15 protein-coding genes are annotated in these 19,338 nt (G+C 63.2%); 10 read left to right on the top strand and 5 right to left on the bottom strand.

The window, feature by feature from the left end; translation table 11 throughout:
• The first annotated feature begins 18 nt into the window (after positions 1-18).
• The 6 genes from HUK73_RS04470 to HUK73_RS04495 all read left to right on the top strand — a co-directional run bounded on the left by HUK73_RS04470 (position 19) and on the right by HUK73_RS04495 (position 5,862).
• Positions 19-1,122 (top strand): alcohol dehydrogenase catalytic domain-containing protein, encoded by a 1,104-nt coding sequence (locus tag HUK73_RS04470; protein ID WP_176590827.1) that lies wholly within the window; start codon positions 19-21, stop codon positions 1,120-1,122.
• 25 nt (positions 1,123-1,147) lie between these two features.
• Complete coding sequence (locus tag HUK73_RS04475) at positions 1,148-1,678, top strand: cupin domain-containing protein (RefSeq protein WP_176590828.1); 531 nt, start codon at positions 1,148-1,150, stop codon at positions 1,676-1,678.
• 57 nt (positions 1,679-1,735) lie between these two features.
• Positions 1,736-3,130 carry an amidase gene (locus HUK73_RS04480; protein ID WP_176590829.1) on the top strand — a complete coding sequence of 465 codons (1,395 nt, stop codon included), beginning with the start codon at positions 1,736-1,738 and terminating at the stop codon, positions 3,128-3,130.
• Positions 3,131-3,158: 28 nt separating this feature from the next.
• Positions 3,159-3,905, top strand: coding sequence for an SDR family NAD(P)-dependent oxidoreductase (locus HUK73_RS04485; RefSeq protein ID WP_176590830.1), 747 nt, complete (start codon positions 3,159-3,161; stop codon positions 3,903-3,905).
• 64 nt (positions 3,906-3,969) lie between these two features.
• Entirely contained in the window at positions 3,970-4,824 is an 855-nt protein-coding gene (locus tag HUK73_RS04490; protein WP_176590831.1) for an alpha/beta fold hydrolase, read from the top strand.
• Between the two features lie 60 nt (positions 4,825-4,884).
• Positions 4,885-5,862: a 3-carboxyethylcatechol 2,3-dioxygenase gene (locus tag HUK73_RS04495; RefSeq protein ID WP_176590832.1), complete on the top strand. Its 978-nt coding sequence runs from the start codon at positions 4,885-4,887 to the stop codon at positions 5,860-5,862.
• Between the two features lie 73 nt (positions 5,863-5,935).
• Here HUK73_RS04495 and HUK73_RS04500 read toward each other — a convergent pair whose 3' ends face one another.
• On the bottom strand, positions 5,936-6,586 hold the full coding sequence (locus tag HUK73_RS04500) for a TetR/AcrR family transcriptional regulator (protein ID WP_176590833.1): 651 nt from the start codon (positions 6,584-6,586) through the stop codon (positions 5,936-5,938).
• A 157-nt stretch (positions 6,587-6,743) separates the two neighbouring features.
• Here HUK73_RS04500 and HUK73_RS04505 point away from each other — a divergent pair, with 157 nt between their 5' ends.
• Genes HUK73_RS04505 through HUK73_RS04520 form a run of 4 tightly spaced genes read left to right on the top strand, consistent with a single transcriptional unit; the run spans position 6,744 to position 11,870 of the window.
• Entirely contained in the window at positions 6,744-8,903 is a 2,160-nt protein-coding gene (locus HUK73_RS04505) for a TonB-dependent receptor (RefSeq protein ID WP_176590834.1), read from the top strand.
• Positions 8,904-8,932: 29 nt separating this feature from the next.
• Complete coding sequence (locus HUK73_RS04510; protein ID WP_176590835.1) at positions 8,933-9,943, top strand: metallophosphoesterase; 1,011 nt, start codon at positions 8,933-8,935, stop codon at positions 9,941-9,943.
• A gap of 23 nt (positions 9,944-9,966) precedes the next feature.
• The gene (locus HUK73_RS04515; RefSeq protein WP_176590836.1) at positions 9,967-10,743 is read left to right on the top strand and encodes an SDR family NAD(P)-dependent oxidoreductase; all 777 of its coding nucleotides are present in this window, start codon (positions 9,967-9,969) and stop codon (positions 10,741-10,743) included.
• 2 nt (positions 10,744-10,745) lie between these two features.
• Entirely contained in the window at positions 10,746-11,870 is a 1,125-nt protein-coding gene (locus HUK73_RS04520; RefSeq protein WP_176590837.1) for a tyrosine-protein phosphatase, read from the top strand.
• Positions 11,871-12,202: 332 nt separating this feature from the next.
• On the opposite strand, the gene HUK73_RS04525 is transcribed toward HUK73_RS04520, so the two are convergent.
• From HUK73_RS04525 to HUK73_RS04540, 4 genes are read right to left on the bottom strand one after another with little or no spacing between them, the layout of a single operon-like run.
• On the bottom strand, positions 12,203-13,837 hold the full coding sequence (locus HUK73_RS04525) for a GMC family oxidoreductase (RefSeq protein WP_176590838.1): 1,635 nt from the start codon (positions 13,835-13,837) through the stop codon (positions 12,203-12,205).
• Positions 13,838-13,850: 13 nt separating this feature from the next.
• Entirely contained in the window at positions 13,851-15,200 is a 1,350-nt protein-coding gene (locus HUK73_RS04530) for an MFS transporter (RefSeq protein WP_176590839.1), read from the bottom strand.
• A 2-nt stretch (positions 15,201-15,202) separates the two neighbouring features.
• Positions 15,203-17,884, bottom strand: a complete 2,682-nt coding sequence (locus HUK73_RS04535; RefSeq protein ID WP_176590840.1) for a TonB-dependent receptor — start codon at positions 17,882-17,884, stop codon at positions 15,203-15,205.
• Between the two features lie 54 nt (positions 17,885-17,938).
• A complete protein-coding gene (locus tag HUK73_RS04540; RefSeq protein WP_218036419.1) occupies positions 17,939-19,327 on the bottom strand; it encodes an LLM class flavin-dependent oxidoreductase in 1,389 nt (462 codons plus the stop codon).
• Between the last annotated feature and the right edge of the window lie 11 nt (positions 19,328-19,338).

Here is a 19,338-nt window from a genome sequence, read left to right on the forward strand (position 1 = left end):
CGAAAAAGGAGAGAAAACATGGCCAGCATGAACGCAGCGCGTGTCCATATGCCGGGCGGCGCCTTTCAGGTGGACGAAATCGACCGTCCGGTGCCCCGCGCCCATGACGTGGTGATCGCGATCAAGGCGGCGGGTGTCGTCCCCAATCTGCGCAATGTGATGAGCAATTATGGCGACCGGTCCTATCTGACGGTGCCTGAACTGCCTGCCATCTACGGTCTCGACGCCGCCGGTGTCGTGGAAGAGGTGGGCGAGATGGTGACCGGCATCGCGCCCGGCGATCGGGTCTATATCAATCCCGGCCGTTCCTGCGGTTCCTGCCATGCCTGCCGGTCCCTGGACGCGATCAACTGCACGGCTTATACCTTTCAGGGCTATTTCGGTTTCGGGCCGGCGTCGAAGCAGGTCTATCGCAACTATCCCTATGGTGGTTTCAGCCAATATGCGACTGCGCCGGCCAATGGCCTGGTCAAGCTGCCCGAAGCGGTAAGCTTCGAGCAGGCGGCCCGGTTCGGCTATCTTGGCACTGCCTATTCCGGTCTGATCAAGGCGGGCGTCGGGGCGGGGCGCACCGTGCTGATCAATGGGGCGAGCGGCACGCTGGGACTGGGCGCGGTGTTGCTGGCGCGGGCCATGGGGGCGACCCGCATCCTGGGCGTGGCACGCAACAGGGAATTGCTGGAGCGGGCACGCGCAATCGATCCCGCGCGCATCTTCGTGCTGTCGTCCGGCGATGAACCGGTGGACGAATGGGCGCATCGCATGACCGGTGGTCTGGGCGTCGACGCGGTGCTGGACACCATGGGACCGGGCGCGCCCTCGCAGGTGATGATCGATGCGATCGGCGCGCTGCGGCGTGGTGGACGGCTGGTCGATGTGGGGGGCATGAACGCGCCCATTTCCGTCAATATGCATCAACTGATGTGCGCGCAGATCAGCCTGATCGGTTCGCTCTGGTTCACTGTCGCCGAAGGGCAGGACATGGCGGCCATGGCGGCGGCGGGGACGCTGGACCTGTCGGTGTTCGAGCATCGCATCTTCTCCCTCGATCAGGCCAATGAGGCGCTCGCCACGGCCGAACAGCGGGCAGGTGGTTTCGTGAATGTTGTCGTCCGCCCCTGAAACAGGCGATTGAAGGAGAAGAGAAATGGTAAGACGCATCGTTACGGCGGAACGCGATGGGCGATCCTATGTCCAGTCCGATGGCGCGGTCGGCAACACGCATGATTTCGTGGCCGTGCCCGGTTTCCAGACGACCCTGGCATGGGCGGCGCCGGCCGTGCCCACCCTGCCTTTCGACGGGGCCGATCCGGTGGCGCAGGTGACGTCCATGTTGCCGACGCCTTATGGCTCCTCTCTCATCATCGTCCAGTTTCCGCCGGACAGCGTGATGGCTTCGCCGGATTTTGATCCGGTCGCCGCCGGTGCAGAACAGATGCAGTTCCTGCCCGGCCTTGCCGAAACCTTCGATGCCGATGGTTCGGGCAAGCACAAGACCCGGACCGTCGACTACGACATCATCCTGGAAGGGGAATTGTGGATGGAACTCGACGATGGCGAACTCACCCATCTGCAGGCGGGGGACGTCGTGATCCAGAACGGCACGCGCCATGCGTGGCGCAATCTGAGTGACAAGCCAGCACGCATGGCTTCGATCCTGATCGGCGGCGGCGAATAGGCGTTGGGGCGTGACGCATGTCCCGCCCGCTTTGCACGACATCGGAAATAAAGTCAGATGATCCGAAACGACCTTCATTATGCTGATCTGGCGACGATTGGCGGCATGTTGCGACGGCGGGAGATTTCCGCCGTCGAACTGATGGCCCATATGCTGGAGAGGATCGCTCGCCTCGATCCGCTGCTGCATGGTTTTGCCTTCCTTGATACCGATGCCGCCCTGGAACAGGCGCGGGCGGCCGATATCCTGCTGGCGGGGGGCGACTGTGGGCCGCTGACCGGCATTCCGATCGCCGTGAAGGATCTGTTCTGGACAGCCGACATGCCGACGGCAGCGGGCATGACGATATATCGAGATTTCCGTCCTCCAGAGGACGCGACGGTGGTGTGGCGGCTGCGGGAGGCGGGCGCGGTCATCTTCGGCAAGCTCCAGATGACGGAGGGCGCCTTTGCGATGCATCATCCCTCGGTCGAGCCGCCGGTCAATCCATGGGGTGAAGCATTGTGGACCGGCGCCTCGTCAAGCGGTTCGGGCGTGGCGGTGGCTGCGGGGTTGAGCTTTGCGTCGCTGGGATCGGACACGGGTGGTTCCATCCGCTTCCCCGGTGTCGCCAACGGGCTGACGGGCCTGAAGCCAGGCTGGGGCCGGGTCAGCCGCCATGGGACGTTCGAACTGGCCGCCAGCCTCGATCATGTCGGGCCGATGGCGCGGTGCGCGAGCGATGCCGCGATGCTCTATGCGATTATCGCCGGACATGATCCGGCCGATCCGACAAGCTGGCCGGGTGGCCCGGACCCTCTCGATATGGATGCCGTCATCGACCTGGGCGGCTTGAGGATCGGTTACGCGCCTGCCGCTCAGGAAGGTTGCGACGCTGAACTCGGCACCGCGATCGGGGAAGCTGTGTCGGTCTTCGCGGGCATGGGGGCTGGGCTGCAGGAGGTTTCCCTGCCCGACATGCTATCGGGCGCCGCGCAATGGGAGTTGTTGGCCGGGGTGGAGGCAGCGCTGGCGCATGCATCGACCTATCCGGCGCGGGCGGAGGAATATGGTGTGGCGCTCAGCCGCCTGATCGGCCTTGGCCGGGATGCGTCAGCCATGGCCTATCAGAAGGCGCGCCTCATCCGTATGGACCTGAGCGGACGCCTGGATGCGCTGTTGGCGGACGTCGACATGCTGATCTTGCCTGTCCTGCCTTATGCCGCCCCGACGCTGGACCGGTTGGGCGCACTGGCCGAGGACCCGGACGCCAATACGCGGCTGATCTCCTTCACCGCGCCATTCAATCTGAGCGGCCAGCCCGCGCTCTGCCTGCCTTGCCGGCCTACCTCGGATGGCGCTCCGCTGGGGTTTCAACTGGTTGCCGCGCGCGGGCGGGAGGATGTGCTGCTGCGGGCCGCCATCGCGTTCCAACGAGAAACGGAATGGCATCTGCGCCACCCATTCGACTGACAGGACGCCGAAGCAGGAGAGACATGGCATGGAACTAAACGGTAAATTCGGCATCGTCACCGGCGGCGGTTCGGGCATGGGGCGCGCGGCGGCGCTGGCCATGGCGCGGGAAGGCGCGACTCTGCTGCTGGTCGGGCGGCGGCTCGCTCCGCTGGAGGAGGTCTGCAACGAGATCGAGGAGATGGGCGGCAAGGCTTTCGCCTACAGCGCCGATGTTTCCATCCGAGGAGAGATACAGACTGCGGTCGCGCAAGCTGTCCGTCGCTTCGGCCGTCTCGACCTTGCCTTCAACAATGCAGGCGGTCATGCCGATTTCAAGCCCATCCACCAGATCCCCGAAGCGGAAGCCGAATGGGTGATCGACCTGAATTTCAAGGCGACCTATTGGGGCGTGAAATATCAGTTCGAAGCCATGGCGGCTTGCGGTGGCGGCGTCATCGTCAATAATGCATCGATCTTCGGCCTTAAGGCGATGCCCGGTCTGTCCCATTATGTCGCCAGCAAATTCGCGGTTGTCGGCCTGACAAAGGCGGCGGCGCTCGACGGTGCGAAGATGGGCATTCGCGTCAATGCCGTCTGTCCCGGCGGCACCCATACACCGAATTTCCTCCAGGTCACGGGCGGCGACGCGCATGCGATGGACGATATCGTTCCCGTGGGCCGCATCGGACAACCGACCGAGGTGGCCGAGGCAGTGCTCTGGCTCATGTCCCCGCGTGCCGCCTATGTCACCGGCGCGGCGCTGTCGGTCGACGGCGGCATGTCCTGCGGCTGAGGCGACAGGGCGCAGAACCGCATCCCGGCATCCATTCCCCTGATTGTGCGACAGGAACAAGATTATGACCATCAGCGAAGATAGTTCGAGCCGCTTCGTCACCGTGCGCGAAGGCGATGGCGAACTGAACATCCATTATAATGATCTGGGTGACGGCGCGGAGGTTGTCGTGATGCTGCACGGTTCCGGCCCGGGAGCCAGCGGCTGGGCGAATTTCCATCGCAACCTCGACCCGCTGGTCGATGCCGGGTTTCGCGTGCTGCTGATCGATCTTCCCGGCTGGGGCAAGAGCGACAGCATCGTCAACAGCGGATCGCGGTCGGACCTCAATGCCCGGATCGTCAAGGGCGTGATCGATGCACTGGGCATCGAGCGCATTCATGTTCTGGGCAATTCCATGGGTGGACACAGCGCCGTGGCCTTCGGCCTGACCTGCCCCGAGCAGACCGGCAAGCTGGTCCTGATGGGGGGTGGAACCGGCGGCATGAGCCTGTTCGCGCCGATGCCGACGGAAGGTATCAAGCTGCTCAACGGCTTGTACAGCAATCCCTCGTTCGAAAATCTCAAGCGCTTCAACGAGGTCTTCGTGTTCGATGCGTCGGTCCTGACAGACGAGCTGCTCGAGGCGCGCCTGGCCAATATGCTGAACCGGAAGGATCATCTGGAGAATTTCGTCAAATCGTCGGAACTCAATCCGCGCCAGTTCCCTGATTTTGGTCCTCGCCTGCCATCGCTGGCCGCCTCGACGCTGATCGTCTGGGGGCGTCAGGACCGGGTGGTGCCGATGGATGGCGGCCTGCGTCTGGTCGCGGGGATTCCGAATTCCCGGCTGCACATCTTCAACCAGTGCGGTCACTGGGCCCAGTGGGAACATGCCGATGAATTCAACCGGATGGTGCTGGACTTCCTGCGCCACTGACGCCGCACGGAACACGCACTTGCGTTCAATGATGAAAATGCGCCGGAAAGGATTGAGGACATGATTATCGGCTCCATCTGCATGAGCCATTCGCCGCTCATGGATCGCAACCGCGCCGAACCGGAAACGGAACGGCGTTTCCATGCCGCAGTGCAGGAGACGGCGCGGATATTCAATGCGATGCGGCCGGACTTGATCATCGCCTTCTATCCCGACCATATGAACGGCTTTCAATACAATATCCTGCCGCCTTTCTGCATCGGTGCGCGGGCACGGTCACTGGGCGACTATGGGTCGGTGCCAGGGGAATTGCTGGTCGACGAGGACGCTGCGCTTTCCCTTGCCGCTTCGGTGCTGGAGCAGGGCGTCGACGTCGCGTTGTCGTTCAACATGCTGGTCGATCATGGCGCCACTCAACCGCTCGAACTATTGGCCAGCGAAAGCACTGTCAGACTGCCGCCGATCCTGCCGGTCTTCATCAACTGTGCGGCGGGGCCGCGCCCGCCCTTCCGCCGTGCCCGCGCGCTCGGTGAGGCGGTGGGCGAATGGTCCAGGGCGCGGCCCGAACGCATCCTGTTCATGGGCTCGGGCGGCCTGTCCCACGATCCGCCGCTCCCCAATATCGCGACGGCCAGCCCCGATGCGAAAGAGCGCATGATCGCGGGCGGGGCAACATCCTTCGCCGACCGCATGGTGCGGCAGCGCAATGTCTTCCGGGCCGGAGCAGCGTTCAAGGACGGGGAAACCGCGCTGCGCGATCTCAATCCCGAATGGGACCGGCATTTTATGGCGGCGATGGCGAATGGCGATACCGCAGTCGCGGATGATTGGACCGATAGCGAGGTCAGCGAAGCGGGAGGCGGCGGCGCCAATGAAGTGCGCTGCTGGTTGGCAGCCATGGCGGCGCTTTCCCGAGATGGCGCCTACCGAGTGGCATCTGAATTTTATGAACCCGTCCCCGAATGGATCACCGGCATGGGCCTGATGAGCGCGTGGTCCCAAGCGGCCAGCACTGAACGGGAAACATCGGCGGGATAGCACTGGCGCGATGCCGCGCGGCAGTGAGGTCGATCGCGACAAAGGCGACCAGCCTCTATGAGCACAGGATCGCCTAACCTTTCTCGCCCGGATGAAGTACGGCGGCTTCCGCCAATTTGTGCAGCAGCGCGCGAAACGCGGAAAGTTCAACGGGATTCGCAGGATCATAGCTGCGCTCTTCTCCCAACTGCCCGCCATTGCAGACGTAGAAGAGCGCGCCTCCCGCTACCCCGTTCAGGATATGCATGGCGGAGACAGGGCGGAATGCCCCGACCTCCACGCCCATGGTGATGACCGCTTCGATATCCCGCAGCGCAGTCTCTGAAAAACGCACCGGATTGTCGCCACGCGGGGCGGAGTCCGCAATCAGTCGCTGGATGATCCGTGCTGCGGCCGGGCGTTCCACCAGGAAATCAAGCCATGCATCAAGCAGCGCGAGCAATCGCGCCATCGGATCACTGGCGTCCTCCACTCGCTTCAGCACGAAATCATGCATCGATGCGAAAATGTCCGCTTCCACCTGATCGTAAAGCTGCTGCTTGCCGGGAAAATAATAGACGATCGAGGGACGGCGGATGCCCACCGCCTGCGCCACATCCTCCAGTCGGGCGGCGGCATAGCCCAGATCGGCGAAGACCCGTTCCGCGGCCTCCAATATTGATTGCCGGGTGGCATCGCCGCGTGGCTGCCGCGCCACCTGCCTCTCCGCATTCGCCACCGTCATTCCTCTCGATTGAGCCTTGCCCTCCTATCCGCATGGCGATGCACGAAAGCAATCTCCAATGTTGATATTCTACCTACGTGACGGTAGACAAACCAGCGACGGGACAAAATGGCGCACAAAAAAGCGCTGGAAAAGCCCGTTTTTGGGGAGAGAGACTATGCCGAATCGCCTGTTCATCTACGCAGTCCTGACGCCTTTGCTTGGTTCCGTGGCGCTGCCCGCGCTCGCCCAGAGCGGCGCGTCGGATGGTATTGAGGAAATCGTCGTCACCGCCCAGAAACGCGAGGAATCCCTTCAGGATACTCCCGTTTCGATCGCGGCATTCAGCGCGAAGGATCTGGAAGCGAAGGGGATCAGCGGCCTTACCGACCTGCGCGCCAATGTACCGGCGCTGCAACTGACGCCCTTTCCCAACAATGCCGCGACCACCCAGATTTTCATGCGCGGGGTCGGTTTGTCCGACGATCAGATCACCCAGGACGGTGGCGTCGCGGTCTATATGGACGGTGTCTATGTCGCCCGCAGCCAGGGCATGGCGGTCGAAGTGGCCGATCTGGAGCGGATTGAAGTGCTGCGCGGTCCCCAGGGCACGCTCTATGGCCGCAACGCGACCGGTGGCGCGATCAATTTCATCACGCGCAAGCCCGATCTCGACGATTTCGGCTTCAAAGGGCAGGTGACGCTCGGCAATTACGACAATCGCCGCTTCAAGGTCGCGGTCAATGTGCCCATTGGCCAGACCATCGCCGCCCGCCTCTCTTATGTGAACCAGCAACAGGACGGCTTCATCCGCAATCCGGGCACCGGCGTGAAGCGCTGGGGCGACAAGGACCGGCAGGCGATGCGCGGCGACCTGCTGTGGCAGCCCTCGGACGTCTTCAACCTGCGCTACAGCTATGACCGGACCGAGATTGGCGACACGCCCGCTTATGTTGCTCTGTCCCCGCTCTTCCCGCTGACGGCGCCGCGTCCGAAGGCAGGCAGCGCCTTCGTCCGCAACGTCCTGCCCAATGACATCGTGTCGCAGGGCCACAGCCTGATTGGCGAATGGAAAGCGACGGACGGCCTCACTGTCCGTTCGATCACCGGCTATCGCAAGCTCTATAATTTCCAGAACCAGGATTATCTGACCGGCGCCACCGGCCCCAATCCGCTGCAGAAGAACAGCAGTGTCGCCAGGCAGGATCAGTGGAGCGAGGAACTGCAACTGGTCGGAGACGCCTTTGACAAGGTGCTGCAATATGTCGCTGGCTTCTATTATTTTCAGGAAGACGGCGATAATTTCAGCAACAGCTACAGCCCGCCGACGCTGACGCGCAGTTTCACCACCGCGACCATCCATAACCGTTCCTATGCGGTCTTCGGTCAGGCGACCGTAACGCCCGCCTGGCTCGACGGGCGGCTGCATTTCACCGTCGGCGTGCGCCAGAGCTGGGACAAGCGCGAAGCGACGCTCGCCCGCCAGTCGCAGATCGCCGGCGGCCCGATCACCAACGTGCCGGGCCTGGGCGACGGCAGCCGCAATTTCAAGGATTTCAGCCCCAGTTTCGTGATCGGCTTCGATGCCTCGCGCGATGTCCATCTTTATGCCAAGGCGGTGAAGGGCTATAAGAGCGGTGGCTATAATATCCGCGCCAGTTCCATCGCCCGCTTCAACCAGGGTTTCGATCCCGAAACGCTCTGGTCCTATGAAACCGGCATGAAGAGCCAGTGGCTGGACAATCACCTGCGCTTCAACATTGCGGGCTTCATTTCCAAATATCGCGACATCCAGATCAACGTTCAGTCGGATCCGACCAATGCGCGCATCACCGACGTACTGAACGCCGGGCGCGCAACGGTGAAGGGCGTGGAAATGGACCTGACCCTGGCCCCGGTCCGCGAATTGCGTGTCACGGCCAACTACAGCTATCTGAAGGCACGTTACGACAGCATCATCGGTCCTGGCGGCACGGATATTGCCAGCGGCTACCGCTTCACCAATGCGCCCGAACATACGTTCGCTTTCGACATCAGCTACGACCTGCCGCCGCTGCCGATCGGCAAGTTGACCGCCAATGCCAATTATACCGCGCAGAGCGACAAGTTCACCAATGCGACCATCAGCGGCGGCAAATATATTGTCGGGGACTATGGCCTGATCAATGCGCGGCTGGGCCTTAGTGACATTCCCGGCCTGCCCGGCGTGAAAGCGGCCCTCTGGGGCCGGAATCTTGCCGACAAGGACTATTATCTGATGCAGTTCAACATCGGCCGCCCCGGCGCGATCTTCGGAGAACCGCGCACCTATGGCGTCGACCTGAGCGTCGAATTTTAAGGGAGGCTGACATAAAGCATCGCGCCCTTTTGACCGCTGCCTTGGCCCTGCTCCTGTGCGGAGCAGGGCCAGTGGCGCCCGACTATCGGCCTGGCAATTCCGATGTCGCACGCACCGGCAAGGACTTTGCCGGCGGCAGGGATGAATTCCGCTTCGTCGTCATCGGCGACCGGACGGGCCAACACCGTCCCGGCGTGTTCGAACATGCGCTGGAGGAGGTCAACAAGCTGCGTCCCGACTTCGTCATCAATATCGGTGACCTGATCGAAGGGAACAGCGAAGACCTCCGTCAGATCGACGCGGAGTGGCAGGAAGTCACTGCCGCGACGGGTAAGCTCGACATGCCCTTCTTCTATGTCCCGGGCAATCATGACCTGACCAATGACGTCCAGCTCCAGGCATGGCGCAAGCGGCTTGGGGCGGATTATTACAGCTTCACATATAAGAACGCGCTGTTTCTGGTCCTCAACACCGAAGACCCGCCACAGCCGAAGATCGCCCGCCGCAAGCTGTTGGAGGAATATGGCCCGCAGGCGATGGGTGTCGCGCTGCAGGCCCTGCAGGGCGATGCCGAACAGGCAAAGGCCCTGTTTGCCCGCGATCCCCGGATCGGGGAGCTGGCGGCCAAGCTGCGCGCGTCCGAAAATGTCGCCTTCAGCGCGGCTCAGCTCGCCATGGTTCGCTCTGCCCTTGCGCGCAATCCCCATGTCCGCTGGACCTTCGTGCTGATGCATCGTCCGGCCTGGAAAGTGGATTCGACCGCTTTCCGAGAGATCGAGGCGATGCTGCAGGGCCGCGACTACACGGTGCTCGCCGGGCATTTCCACAAATATGAGCATCAGACGCACGACGGCCACGATTATATCCAACTCGGCGTCACCGGCGGCACGCCGGGGGGCCGCGCAGACGATCCGGCGGTGCTCGATCATATCATGTGGGTGTCGGTGGCGAAGGGCGCGCCGCAGATCAGCAATATCCGGCTGGACGGCTTTTTCGCCAAAGAAGGGGCACCAGCAGCCGCGTCGTCGTCCCGTCCCTGAACCACCATGAAAGGAAAAACTGCATGACTGTCTCCCCCGCTCTGGGCACACCGGGCACGCCGGTGATCGTGACCGGCGGCGCATCGGGCATTGGGCTCGCGTCCGCCGAAGCGCTTGCGGCGGTGGGCCGCGGGGTTGCGCTCTGGGACATCGATGCCAGTGCAGCGGGTGAGGCGGCGGCGCGGATCGCCGCGCGCTTTGGCGTCGCGACCATCGGTGTCGCCGTTGATCTGCGCGATCCGGCGGCGATCGCGCCTGCCCTGGCAGCCACCCGGTCGGGCGTGGGGGCGCCGGGCGGGCTGGTCCATGCCGCAGGCACGGTCGACACTGGATCGCTCGATGGGTTGACGGTGGAAGGATGGGATGCGGGCATGGCGGTGCACCTGCGCTCCTTCGCGTTGCTGACGCAGGCGATGCATGCTGATCTCGCCGCACAGCCGGGATCCGCGATCGTCGCCATTGCCTCCATCAACGCCACGTTGGGCAATGCCATGAACCCGATCTATAGCGCTGCCAAGGGTGGGCTGCTGTCGCTGGTCCGGTCGCTGGCGGACAGACTTGCGAGGGATGGCATCCGCGTCAACTCGGTTTCGCCGGGTCAGATACTGACACCGATGATGCGCCCCGCCATCGAGGCGTTGCCTGACCGCTTTTTCGAAAAGCGCATCCTGTTGGACCGGATCGGCGATCCGATGGAGGTCGGCCGCGTCGTGCGCTTTCTTTTGTCCGACGAAGCAAGCTATATCACCGCCAGCGAAATCGTCGTCGATGGCGGCAACATTTCTTCTCAGCGAGGCTGATCATGCGACAGGCCCTTTCCTGTATTCTGGCGCTGGCTCTGGCAGCTTGTTCCACGACGGTCGATCATTCCGCCGCCCGATGGGACGCATCGGCGGCACGATCGGCGGCACCTATTCCATTCACCACCGCCTCGGTCGAAAAGCAGGCGGACGGCAGCTATCACATAGCCTGGCAAATGGCGGGTGCAGGCCATGTTCGCATTTTCGCGAGTTCGGACCCGGCCGCTCTCACGACGGCTCAACCCGTTGCACAGGGCCGGGCGACGGATTCGACGACGATCGCGAGCCTTGCGTCGGATAAACGCTGGTATTTCACGCTCATGCCGGATCGCGGTGGTCCGCTGCTCCTGGCTGATCGCGCCTTGCATCTGTCCACAGCGCCCAATTTTCGCGATATTGGCGGCTATCGGACCAGTGACGGCCACTGGGTGAAGCCGGGGCTGATCTATCGCTCCGACCAGCTCGACCGCTTGAGCGACGGAGATCTGGCCGCGATCGGCGCGCTGAAGCCCGGCCTGTTGGTCGATCTGCGTACCGAAACCGAGCGCAAGCGTGAACCGGATCGGGTGCCGCCGGCTGTGCGGCAACAGATACTCGATGTAGCCGCCGACAGCAGCGGTTCACTGGGCGGCGACATGCGCAAGGCACAGGCTGCCATTGCCAGCGGGCAGGGCGCCGCGCTGCTGGCCGCCGCCAATCGGGATTTCGTCTCTCTGCCCAGTGCCCGTGCGGCTTATGGCACGCTGTTGCGTCAGCTTGCCGAAGGGAATGACGGACCACTGATCTATCATTGTACCGCGGGCAAGGACCGCACGGGCTGGGCCACCGCCATCATCCTCACGCTGCTGGGCGTCCCGCAGGAAACGGTGATGGCGGATTATCTCGCCAGCAATCACTATTTGCAGGCCAAGAATGAAGCGACGATTGCCACGCTGAAGGCATCGGGAGCGGCGTTCGATCCCGCTTTCCTCGAGCCTGTCCTGACCGTCCGGCCTGAATATCTGCAAAGCGCCTTTGACGAGGTTCAGCGCCGTTATGGATCGTTCGACGCCTATGTGCGTGATGGGCTTGGTCTCTCCCAGTCGGATATCGCGGCCCTGCGGCGGCGCTACCTGACTGGTCCTTGATCGGCGGATTTGTGGCCTGCCTTCCTGAGCAACCAGCGCAGTATTGGAGCGACCAAATGCCTTTCCAGGCATGCGCGCCGGCAACAACCGTCTGGTCATTGCCAGTAACGCCAATGTGTCGTCTTCCATAAGGTTCGTCATGCGGCGTCAAGAAGCCGTTGGAGTTATGAACGAACGGCAGATTTCTGGAACCCGGAATTGATCATCGCACGACCGGAAAGGGTTGATGCCGCACGGTCCGCGAGTCTCAATATCCATCAACGAAGGATTTCGTGATGCTTAATTTGGGGGCTTCGCGGTCCCACGAAATGCTTATTAGGGCGGATCGGCGCTTAGCCGCCCGCCAGCAATTCGGCAGCCCGTTCACCGATCATCAAGGCCATGGCAGTCGTGTTTCCATTGACCAGCAGGGGGGCGATCGACGTGTCTGCAATGCGCAATCCGCCGATCCCCCTCACGCGCAATGCCGGATCGACGACGGCGCCGCTGTCGGTGCCCATGCGGCCGGTGCCTGCCATATGATAATAGGCCCCGGCGTGCTGGTGGATGACCGATGCGAGCGTGGCGTGATCATGATCCTTCGCAAAGCTGCTGAGCAGTATCGGCGTCGCGCCGTTAGCGCCGGAAAGGCCGGTTTCGACGAGGGCGCGAGTCCGCAGGACTGCGTCGGCGAGGATCGTCCTGTCGCGGGGTTCACGGAAAAAGCCGTTCTCGATGACGGGCGGGACGAAGGGATCGTTGGAGCGCAGCCTGATATTGCCTCGGCTTGCCGGTCGTCCCTGGTTGACCATCAGCATGAATCCCGGAACATGGGACAGCAGGGCGCGCCATCCGCTGCCCCGGCCGGGCAGGCCGACGCCCAGGATGATCTGGGTGTCGGGGACCTTGCCTGAACTTCCCTCATCGGCGCAAAGCAGGGCACCTGCCGGTGTGGGCAGTTCGGACAACAGGCCGCCGCGGTATTTCAAATATTGCGCCCCGGCGGTCAGCATGCCCATGCCCCGCACCCGGTCGATGGCGGTCATGCCGGCGTCGAACGCGAACTGGAGCGTGGCGGCGGCATGATTTTGCAGGTTCGCGCCGACTTCGGGGGCGTGGACGTGCACGGCAATGCCGTGGCGCGCCAGATCATCGGCCGGCCCTATTCCGGAGAGCAGGAGTAACTGGGTCGTGTTGACGCATCCGGCGGTCAGCACGATTTCCTGAGCGGCTTCGACGCGATGGGACTTGCCATCCTTCACATAGCGGACCGCCCGGGCGCGGCCGTGAACGATATCGATGCCGGTGACATGGGCGCCGATGATCACGGACAATTGCCGGGAATCGGCGATATGATCCAGATAGTCGCGCGCCGTTGATCGCCGGCCGTTGCGGATCATCCGGTCGTAAAGGCCTGACCCTTCGCCGGTCAGCGCGTTGAGATCGTCTGCGACGGCAAGGCCGTTCCTTTCGCAGGCATCGAGAAAGGCTGCCGTGATGGGCAGCGACGAATGGCCCTTGCTGGTTCCGATCGGGCCGGAATCGCCATGCAACAGGCTGGCTCCGCGATCGCTTGCCTCTGACTTGCGGAAGAAAGGCAGCACGTCGGTATAGCCCCAGCCCGGACAGCCTGCCTCGTCGCGCCAGCGGTCATAATCCGCCGGTTGGCCGCGCAGATACATCATGCCGTTGATGCTGCTGCCCCCGCCGATCATCCGGCCGGCGATCAGGCCGGACGGATGCGCGCCCACCAGCGGATCGGGTTCGGTGTCGTAGCGCCAGGCGTAGCGCGAGGTTCGCATGGTGAGCGGCGCTGCGGCGGGTATCCGGAGCGCCGGGTTGCGCCCGAAACCGCCAGCCTCCAGCAGCAACACACGGCACCCCGCAAGCCGGGACAAGCGTGCGGCAACGGCGCAGCCCGCGGGACCGGCGCCGATCACGACAAAATCATACCCCCTGGCGGCCGCACCGCCCTTCCGGAAAGCCATGAAGCGTGCCCGTTCAGTTGCTTGCCACGGCGTCGATCGTCCGGGCATAGGAGCGGAGGCCCGACCAGGCGGCGATCGTCGCCAATGATGTGGCGCACAGGCCGATCAGCGCCAGCGCCGGGCCGATATGCCCCAGTCCGCCAAAGAAGGCGCTGTCGATCAGCGGGACGATCGCCGTTCCCAGCGACAGCCCGATCAGGCTGTTGGCGAGGAGGAAAAGGGCGGCGCCCGTGGCCCGCATCCAGACCGGCGTGGTGAGCTGGATCGCGGCCAGCGCACAGCCGAAATAGCCGTTGAAGAAGAAGGTCAGCAGCGCGAAAAATATCAGCAGCAGCGTTGCGGATGGCATCAGCGGGGCAAGCGTGGCGGGCAGCAGGCTAAGCAGGCCCAGCAGCATCGGGATGCGCAGGTTCGCATCACGCATGCCCCTGAGCGAAAGCCGTTCGGCAGCAAGGCCGCCCGCCAGCGAGCCCAGGCTGCCGAGTATGAGGTAGATCAGGCCGAGCCGCAGCGATGCCTGGCCCGGCGTCATGGCAAAGCTGCGGATCAACAGGCTGGGATACCAGGCGGTCAGGCCATAACCCATGATGGCGAGCAGCACGGAATTGCCGTAAATCGCGGCGAAGGTCCGCTTGTTGGAGGCCAGATGGGACAGCGCCGCGCGCAATGGCATGGCGGTCATGGCCGGACGTGCCCGCCGTGACGGTTCGCGCGCGAGGAAGACCAGCGTTGCGACGATCACGCCGGGCAGCGAGACGAGCAGGAAGGCCGCCCGCCATGTGGGTATGGCGCCCACGACCGGCAATATCGGCGCCCCCCGCGTGGCCACCATATCGACCACCGCCCCGCCCACCAGCAGCGCAAGCCCGCCGCCAATGGTGATGCCCAGATTATAGATGGCCATGGCGCGGGAAAGCCGCGCCGGGGGATAGGCATCGCTCAACCAGCTATGAGCGGAGGGGGAGAGGGATGCCTCGCCCAGACCCACCCCCATGCGTGCGACGAACAGATGGGCATAGCTTCCGGCGAAGCCGCACAGGCCCGTGCACGCGCTCCAGAACAGAACACCTGCTGCGATGATCTTGCGGCGGCTGACCCGGTCGGCCAGCATGCCGATGGGGATGCCGATCACCGCATAGAGCGCGGCGAAGGCCAGTCCCTGCAACAAGCCGACCTGCAGATCGCTGAGGCCCAGGTCCTGCTTGATCGGTTCGACCATCAGGCTGAGGATCTGCCGGTCGATGAAGGACAGGATATAGGCGACGAGGAATATGCCGAGCGCGATGTTCGCGTGCCGCAGGCCGATGCCCTGATCGATGTCACCGGATGGGCTGGCCGGCATTTCCCCGTCACCTCTTGCCATCGTCAGAACTTCTGTCCGATCGAGACATAGATCACCCGGCCGCGCGGATCGTGCACGATCGGGTCATAGCCCAGGTTGAGCTGTGCCAGCGGCGGATCACGGTCGAACAGGTTGATCGCGCCGACCGTCAATTTGGTGCTCTTTCCGATCATACCATCCAGATCCAGCGAATATTGCAGGTCGAACGTGTTCCAGGAACGAATGTGCGTCTGAGTGATCCCGGTCCGGTCGTTCCTGTAACCGCTGACATAATGACCCAGCAGATTCAGGCTGTGCGGTCCCGAAGCCCAGTTGACGCCATATTCCACCCGGTCACGCGGCAGCGAACGGCCCAGATTGTTGAAATTCACGCTGCCTGCGCCATCGATCACCGGCTGACCGGCCGCGATCTGGATGCGGTAGTTGATGATGTGGTTCCACTGCGCATTCAGCCCGAAATGGCCCAGGCCGGTATCGAAACCGGCGTTGGCGGCCAGGTCCAGCCCCTTGGTCTTGACCGCGGATGCGTTGATGAAGTTGATCTTCACCAGCCGCAGCGCGCCCAGCGAATCCCGCACGACCCGCTGTTGCGCAGGCGTATTCGTCAGGCCAGCGGCAGTATCCGCCCGTTCCTGATTGATGATGACCTGCGGATTTTCCTTCACGATCAGGTCCTGATAGTCGAAGGAATAATAATCGAGCGACAGGTTGAACTGGCGGGCAGGCTTGACCGTGAAGCCCAGATTATAGTTGGTCGATTTTTCTGGCCGCAGATCGGGATTGCCCCGCGCCTGGGTGTTGACGAAGACGAAGGTGCCGCCGTCGCTGACCGACGGTTGCGAGCTTTGGACAGCGACGGTCTGGTAGATGGAGGGCGCACGGAACGCCTTGCCGTAGGAGCCGCGCAGCGACAGCCAGTCGGTCGGCCGCGCAAGGAGCGAGAATTTCGGGCTGAAATTGCTGAAGCTGCCTTCATATTTCTCGAACCGTCCCGAAGCCTGCGCCTCGACATGATCGCCGAAGGGGATGCGCAGTTCGCCAAAGGCCGAATAGACCTTCTGGTCGCCGGAGAAGTCGGGTGCCTGGCCCAGAGTGATCAGCTCTCCCGCATTGACCAGATCGCTCCAGTTGTGGCGGAAGGTGCTGCCACGGAACTGGACGCCGAACGCGCTAGCCACCGTGCCGCCGCTATAGTCGAACAGGTCCCCGCTCACGACGCCTTCGACGGTCGCCAGCGTGCTCTTGCCGTGCATGTCGGTCGACCCGAACAGCCAGTTCATCAATTCCGGGCTGTTCGCCTTTGACGCGTCCAGCGTCGCCGTGCCGAAGGGATTGAAATATTGGCAGCCGCCCACTCCGGCCGTGCCGGTCGACGCGTTGCAGGCCGGGCCGCCGAAGCCGTTGAGCGCTGCCGTCAGGCGGGATGCAATGGTGTCGGACTTGTTATACAGCGCCGTCTGCTGGCTGTAGGTCGCGGCTGCATTCCAGCTCCAATTGTCGCTCAGCTTGCCTTCCAGCGCCGCAGCCAGGCGGAAGGTGTTGTAGCGGTTGATCGTGATGGTGGGGCCATAGTCGGCACCGCGCACGCGACCCCGGAACAGCACATTCTCCCCAAAGGGGTTGTAGGGGTTGCTGGCCGGAACGACCGGACTGATCGACAGGATCGGGAAGGAAGGAGAGGATGTCGTCTCCGAATTGGTATAGGCATAGGCGCCTTCCAGCGTCAGCTTCGTGCTGCCGCCCAGATCGGCATTATAGGATGCGAAGACCTGCGCCCGCTGCTCCTTGGGAAGCAGGTCGTAGAAATCGGAAAAGTCGAACCGGCAGAATGTATCGGCCGCCGAATTGCGATAGCTGTCCGGGAAGGCGGCGTTGGTGCAATTGGGGTCGGGCACATAGCGGCCCTGGCTCGGCACATAATAGGAACCGGGCTGCCCGTAGCTGGACACCGAATGCCAACTGGGCCGGCCGAAGGTGCGCGCCCGGCTGAAGGGCCGTTCGTAACTGGCGAGGCGCGTGCTGGCATAATAGGATGCCGCCAGCACGAGATCGCCGCCGCCCAGCTTGAACCCCGTGATCCCCTCGACCGAATATTGGTGTGCGCCGTCCATGAAATAGGTGCGCGCGTTCATCTCCAGACCATCGACCGACTTGCGGGTGATGAAGTTGACCACCCCGGCCACCGCGTCCGAACCATAGGTGGCCGCGCCGCCATCCTTGACGGTTTCGATCCGCTGAATGGCGATCAGCGGGACCAGCGAATTGATGTCGACGAAGGTGCTGCCGTCGATCGATGCTACCGCGCTTAGCGTTTGGCGCCGCCCGTTCAGCAGCACCAGCGTCGAACCAAGCCCCAGGTCGCGCAGGTTGAACTGCGCCGTGCCCGCCGTCAGCGTCTGGTTGAGGGAGTCGACCTGCGATTCCGAACCCGCGTTCGCCGATACGGCGCGCACCAGTTCCGATGCGTTGACGATGCCGCGCGTCTCGATGTTCTGGGCGCTCACGATATCGGTGGGCGATGGCGTGGAGGATTGTTTGATCAGCGATCCCGTGACCACGATGTCGGCGGCAGGATCGCCCGCAGCGGCGCTTGCGCCCGTCTGGTCCGGCGCCTGCGCGGCAAGCAAGGGCAACGGCATGGCCGCAGTGCCCGCCAGCAGCAGCAGCGCCAACCGGCGGCGCATGGAAATATGATCCATTTTCATATATTTATCCCCTTCCCAATATCATTCTTGTTTTTGAATATGCTCGTTTGTGCCTCAGGCGTCGGCCATGGCCTCCTGTCCCAAAAGGCGGCCATAATGGTTGGCGGCAAGGCGCGGGCCGTCACCCAGGCCCAGCTTCTCGCGCAAGGAACCCCGCCGGTAGGCTGTCTTGTAGGCTCCCCGTTCCTGCAGGCGGGGGATGACAAGGCGCACGAAGTCCTCGATCGAGTCCGGCATCAGCACGCGGGCAAGGTTGAAACCGTCGATCCCGGTTTCCGCGACGACCGCGATCATTTCCTGCGCAACCGTATCGGCATCCCCGACGATCAACAGGTTGCGGGACGACAGAGACATTTTCTCCGCCACCTGCCGGATGGTGAAACGGCTGCCGTCGGGCTGCCGCGTCAGATTTTCCATTAGCGTCCGGTTCGCGTCGGTCTCGCTATATTCGATCTCGCTGTCATAGGGGTAGGAGGATAGGTCGACACCCAGTCCGCCTGACGCATGAACCAGCGTCGCTTCGGCGCTCGCTGCTGCGTTGAAGGCTTCCTGCTTTTCGCGGGCCTGCGCCTGCGTCTCACCGACGATGACCGTCAGGCCGGCGAGAATGCGGACCTGATCCGGCGTGCGTCCCTGTGCCGCCAGCGCCTGATGCATGTCCGCGACTGCGCGGGCCAGCGATGTGCGCGACGTGCCGTTCACGAACATGCATTCGGCATGACGGCCGGCGAACTGCTTGCCCCGGCCGGAGGCGCCCGCCTGGAACAGGACCGGCGTGCGTTGGGGAGACGGCGCCGTCAGATGGATGCCCGACATTTGCAGGTGCCGCCCGTGGAAGGCGACGTCATGGACCTTGTCCGGATGGGTGAAGATCTGCCGGCTGCGATCCTGCACAACAGCATCATCTTCCCAGCTATGCTCCCACAGGCGATAGACGATCTCCATGAACTCGTCGCCGAAGTCGTAGCGCTCGTCATGGCCCATAAGGTCGCGGCCGAAGGCCCGTGCGCCGCTTGCCAATATGCCGGTCACAATGTTCCACCCGACCCGGCCGCCGGTCAGATGATCGAGCGTGGAAAGGCGGCGGGCGAACAGATAGGGCGGCTCGTAAAGCAGGTTCCCGGTTGCCGCGAGGCCCAGATTGTCCGTCGCTCCCGCCAGTGCTGCGATCAGGACGAAGGGATCGTTGATCGGCACCTGCACGCCCAGCCGCAGGGCCGCATCGCGCGACCCGCCGAACACGTCATAGACGCCGACCGTATCGGCCAGAAACAGCAGGTCGAACAGGCCCCGTTCCAGCAGACGGGCATAGTCGGTCCAATAGGAAAGCCGGTTGAAGTCCGCCGTCCGGTCGGCCGGGTGCGCCCACATGCCCTGGGCCAGAAAACCCGGCGCAAAACAGTCCAGCGCGCCCAGAACGATTTGCTTTTCAGCCTGCATCATTCGGTTTCCTT

Origin of the sequence: Sphingobium sp. EM0848 (assembly GCF_013375555.1) — a bacterium.
In the GTDB taxonomy this organism is placed as follows: Bacteria; Pseudomonadota; Alphaproteobacteria; order Sphingomonadales; family Sphingomonadaceae; genus Sphingobium.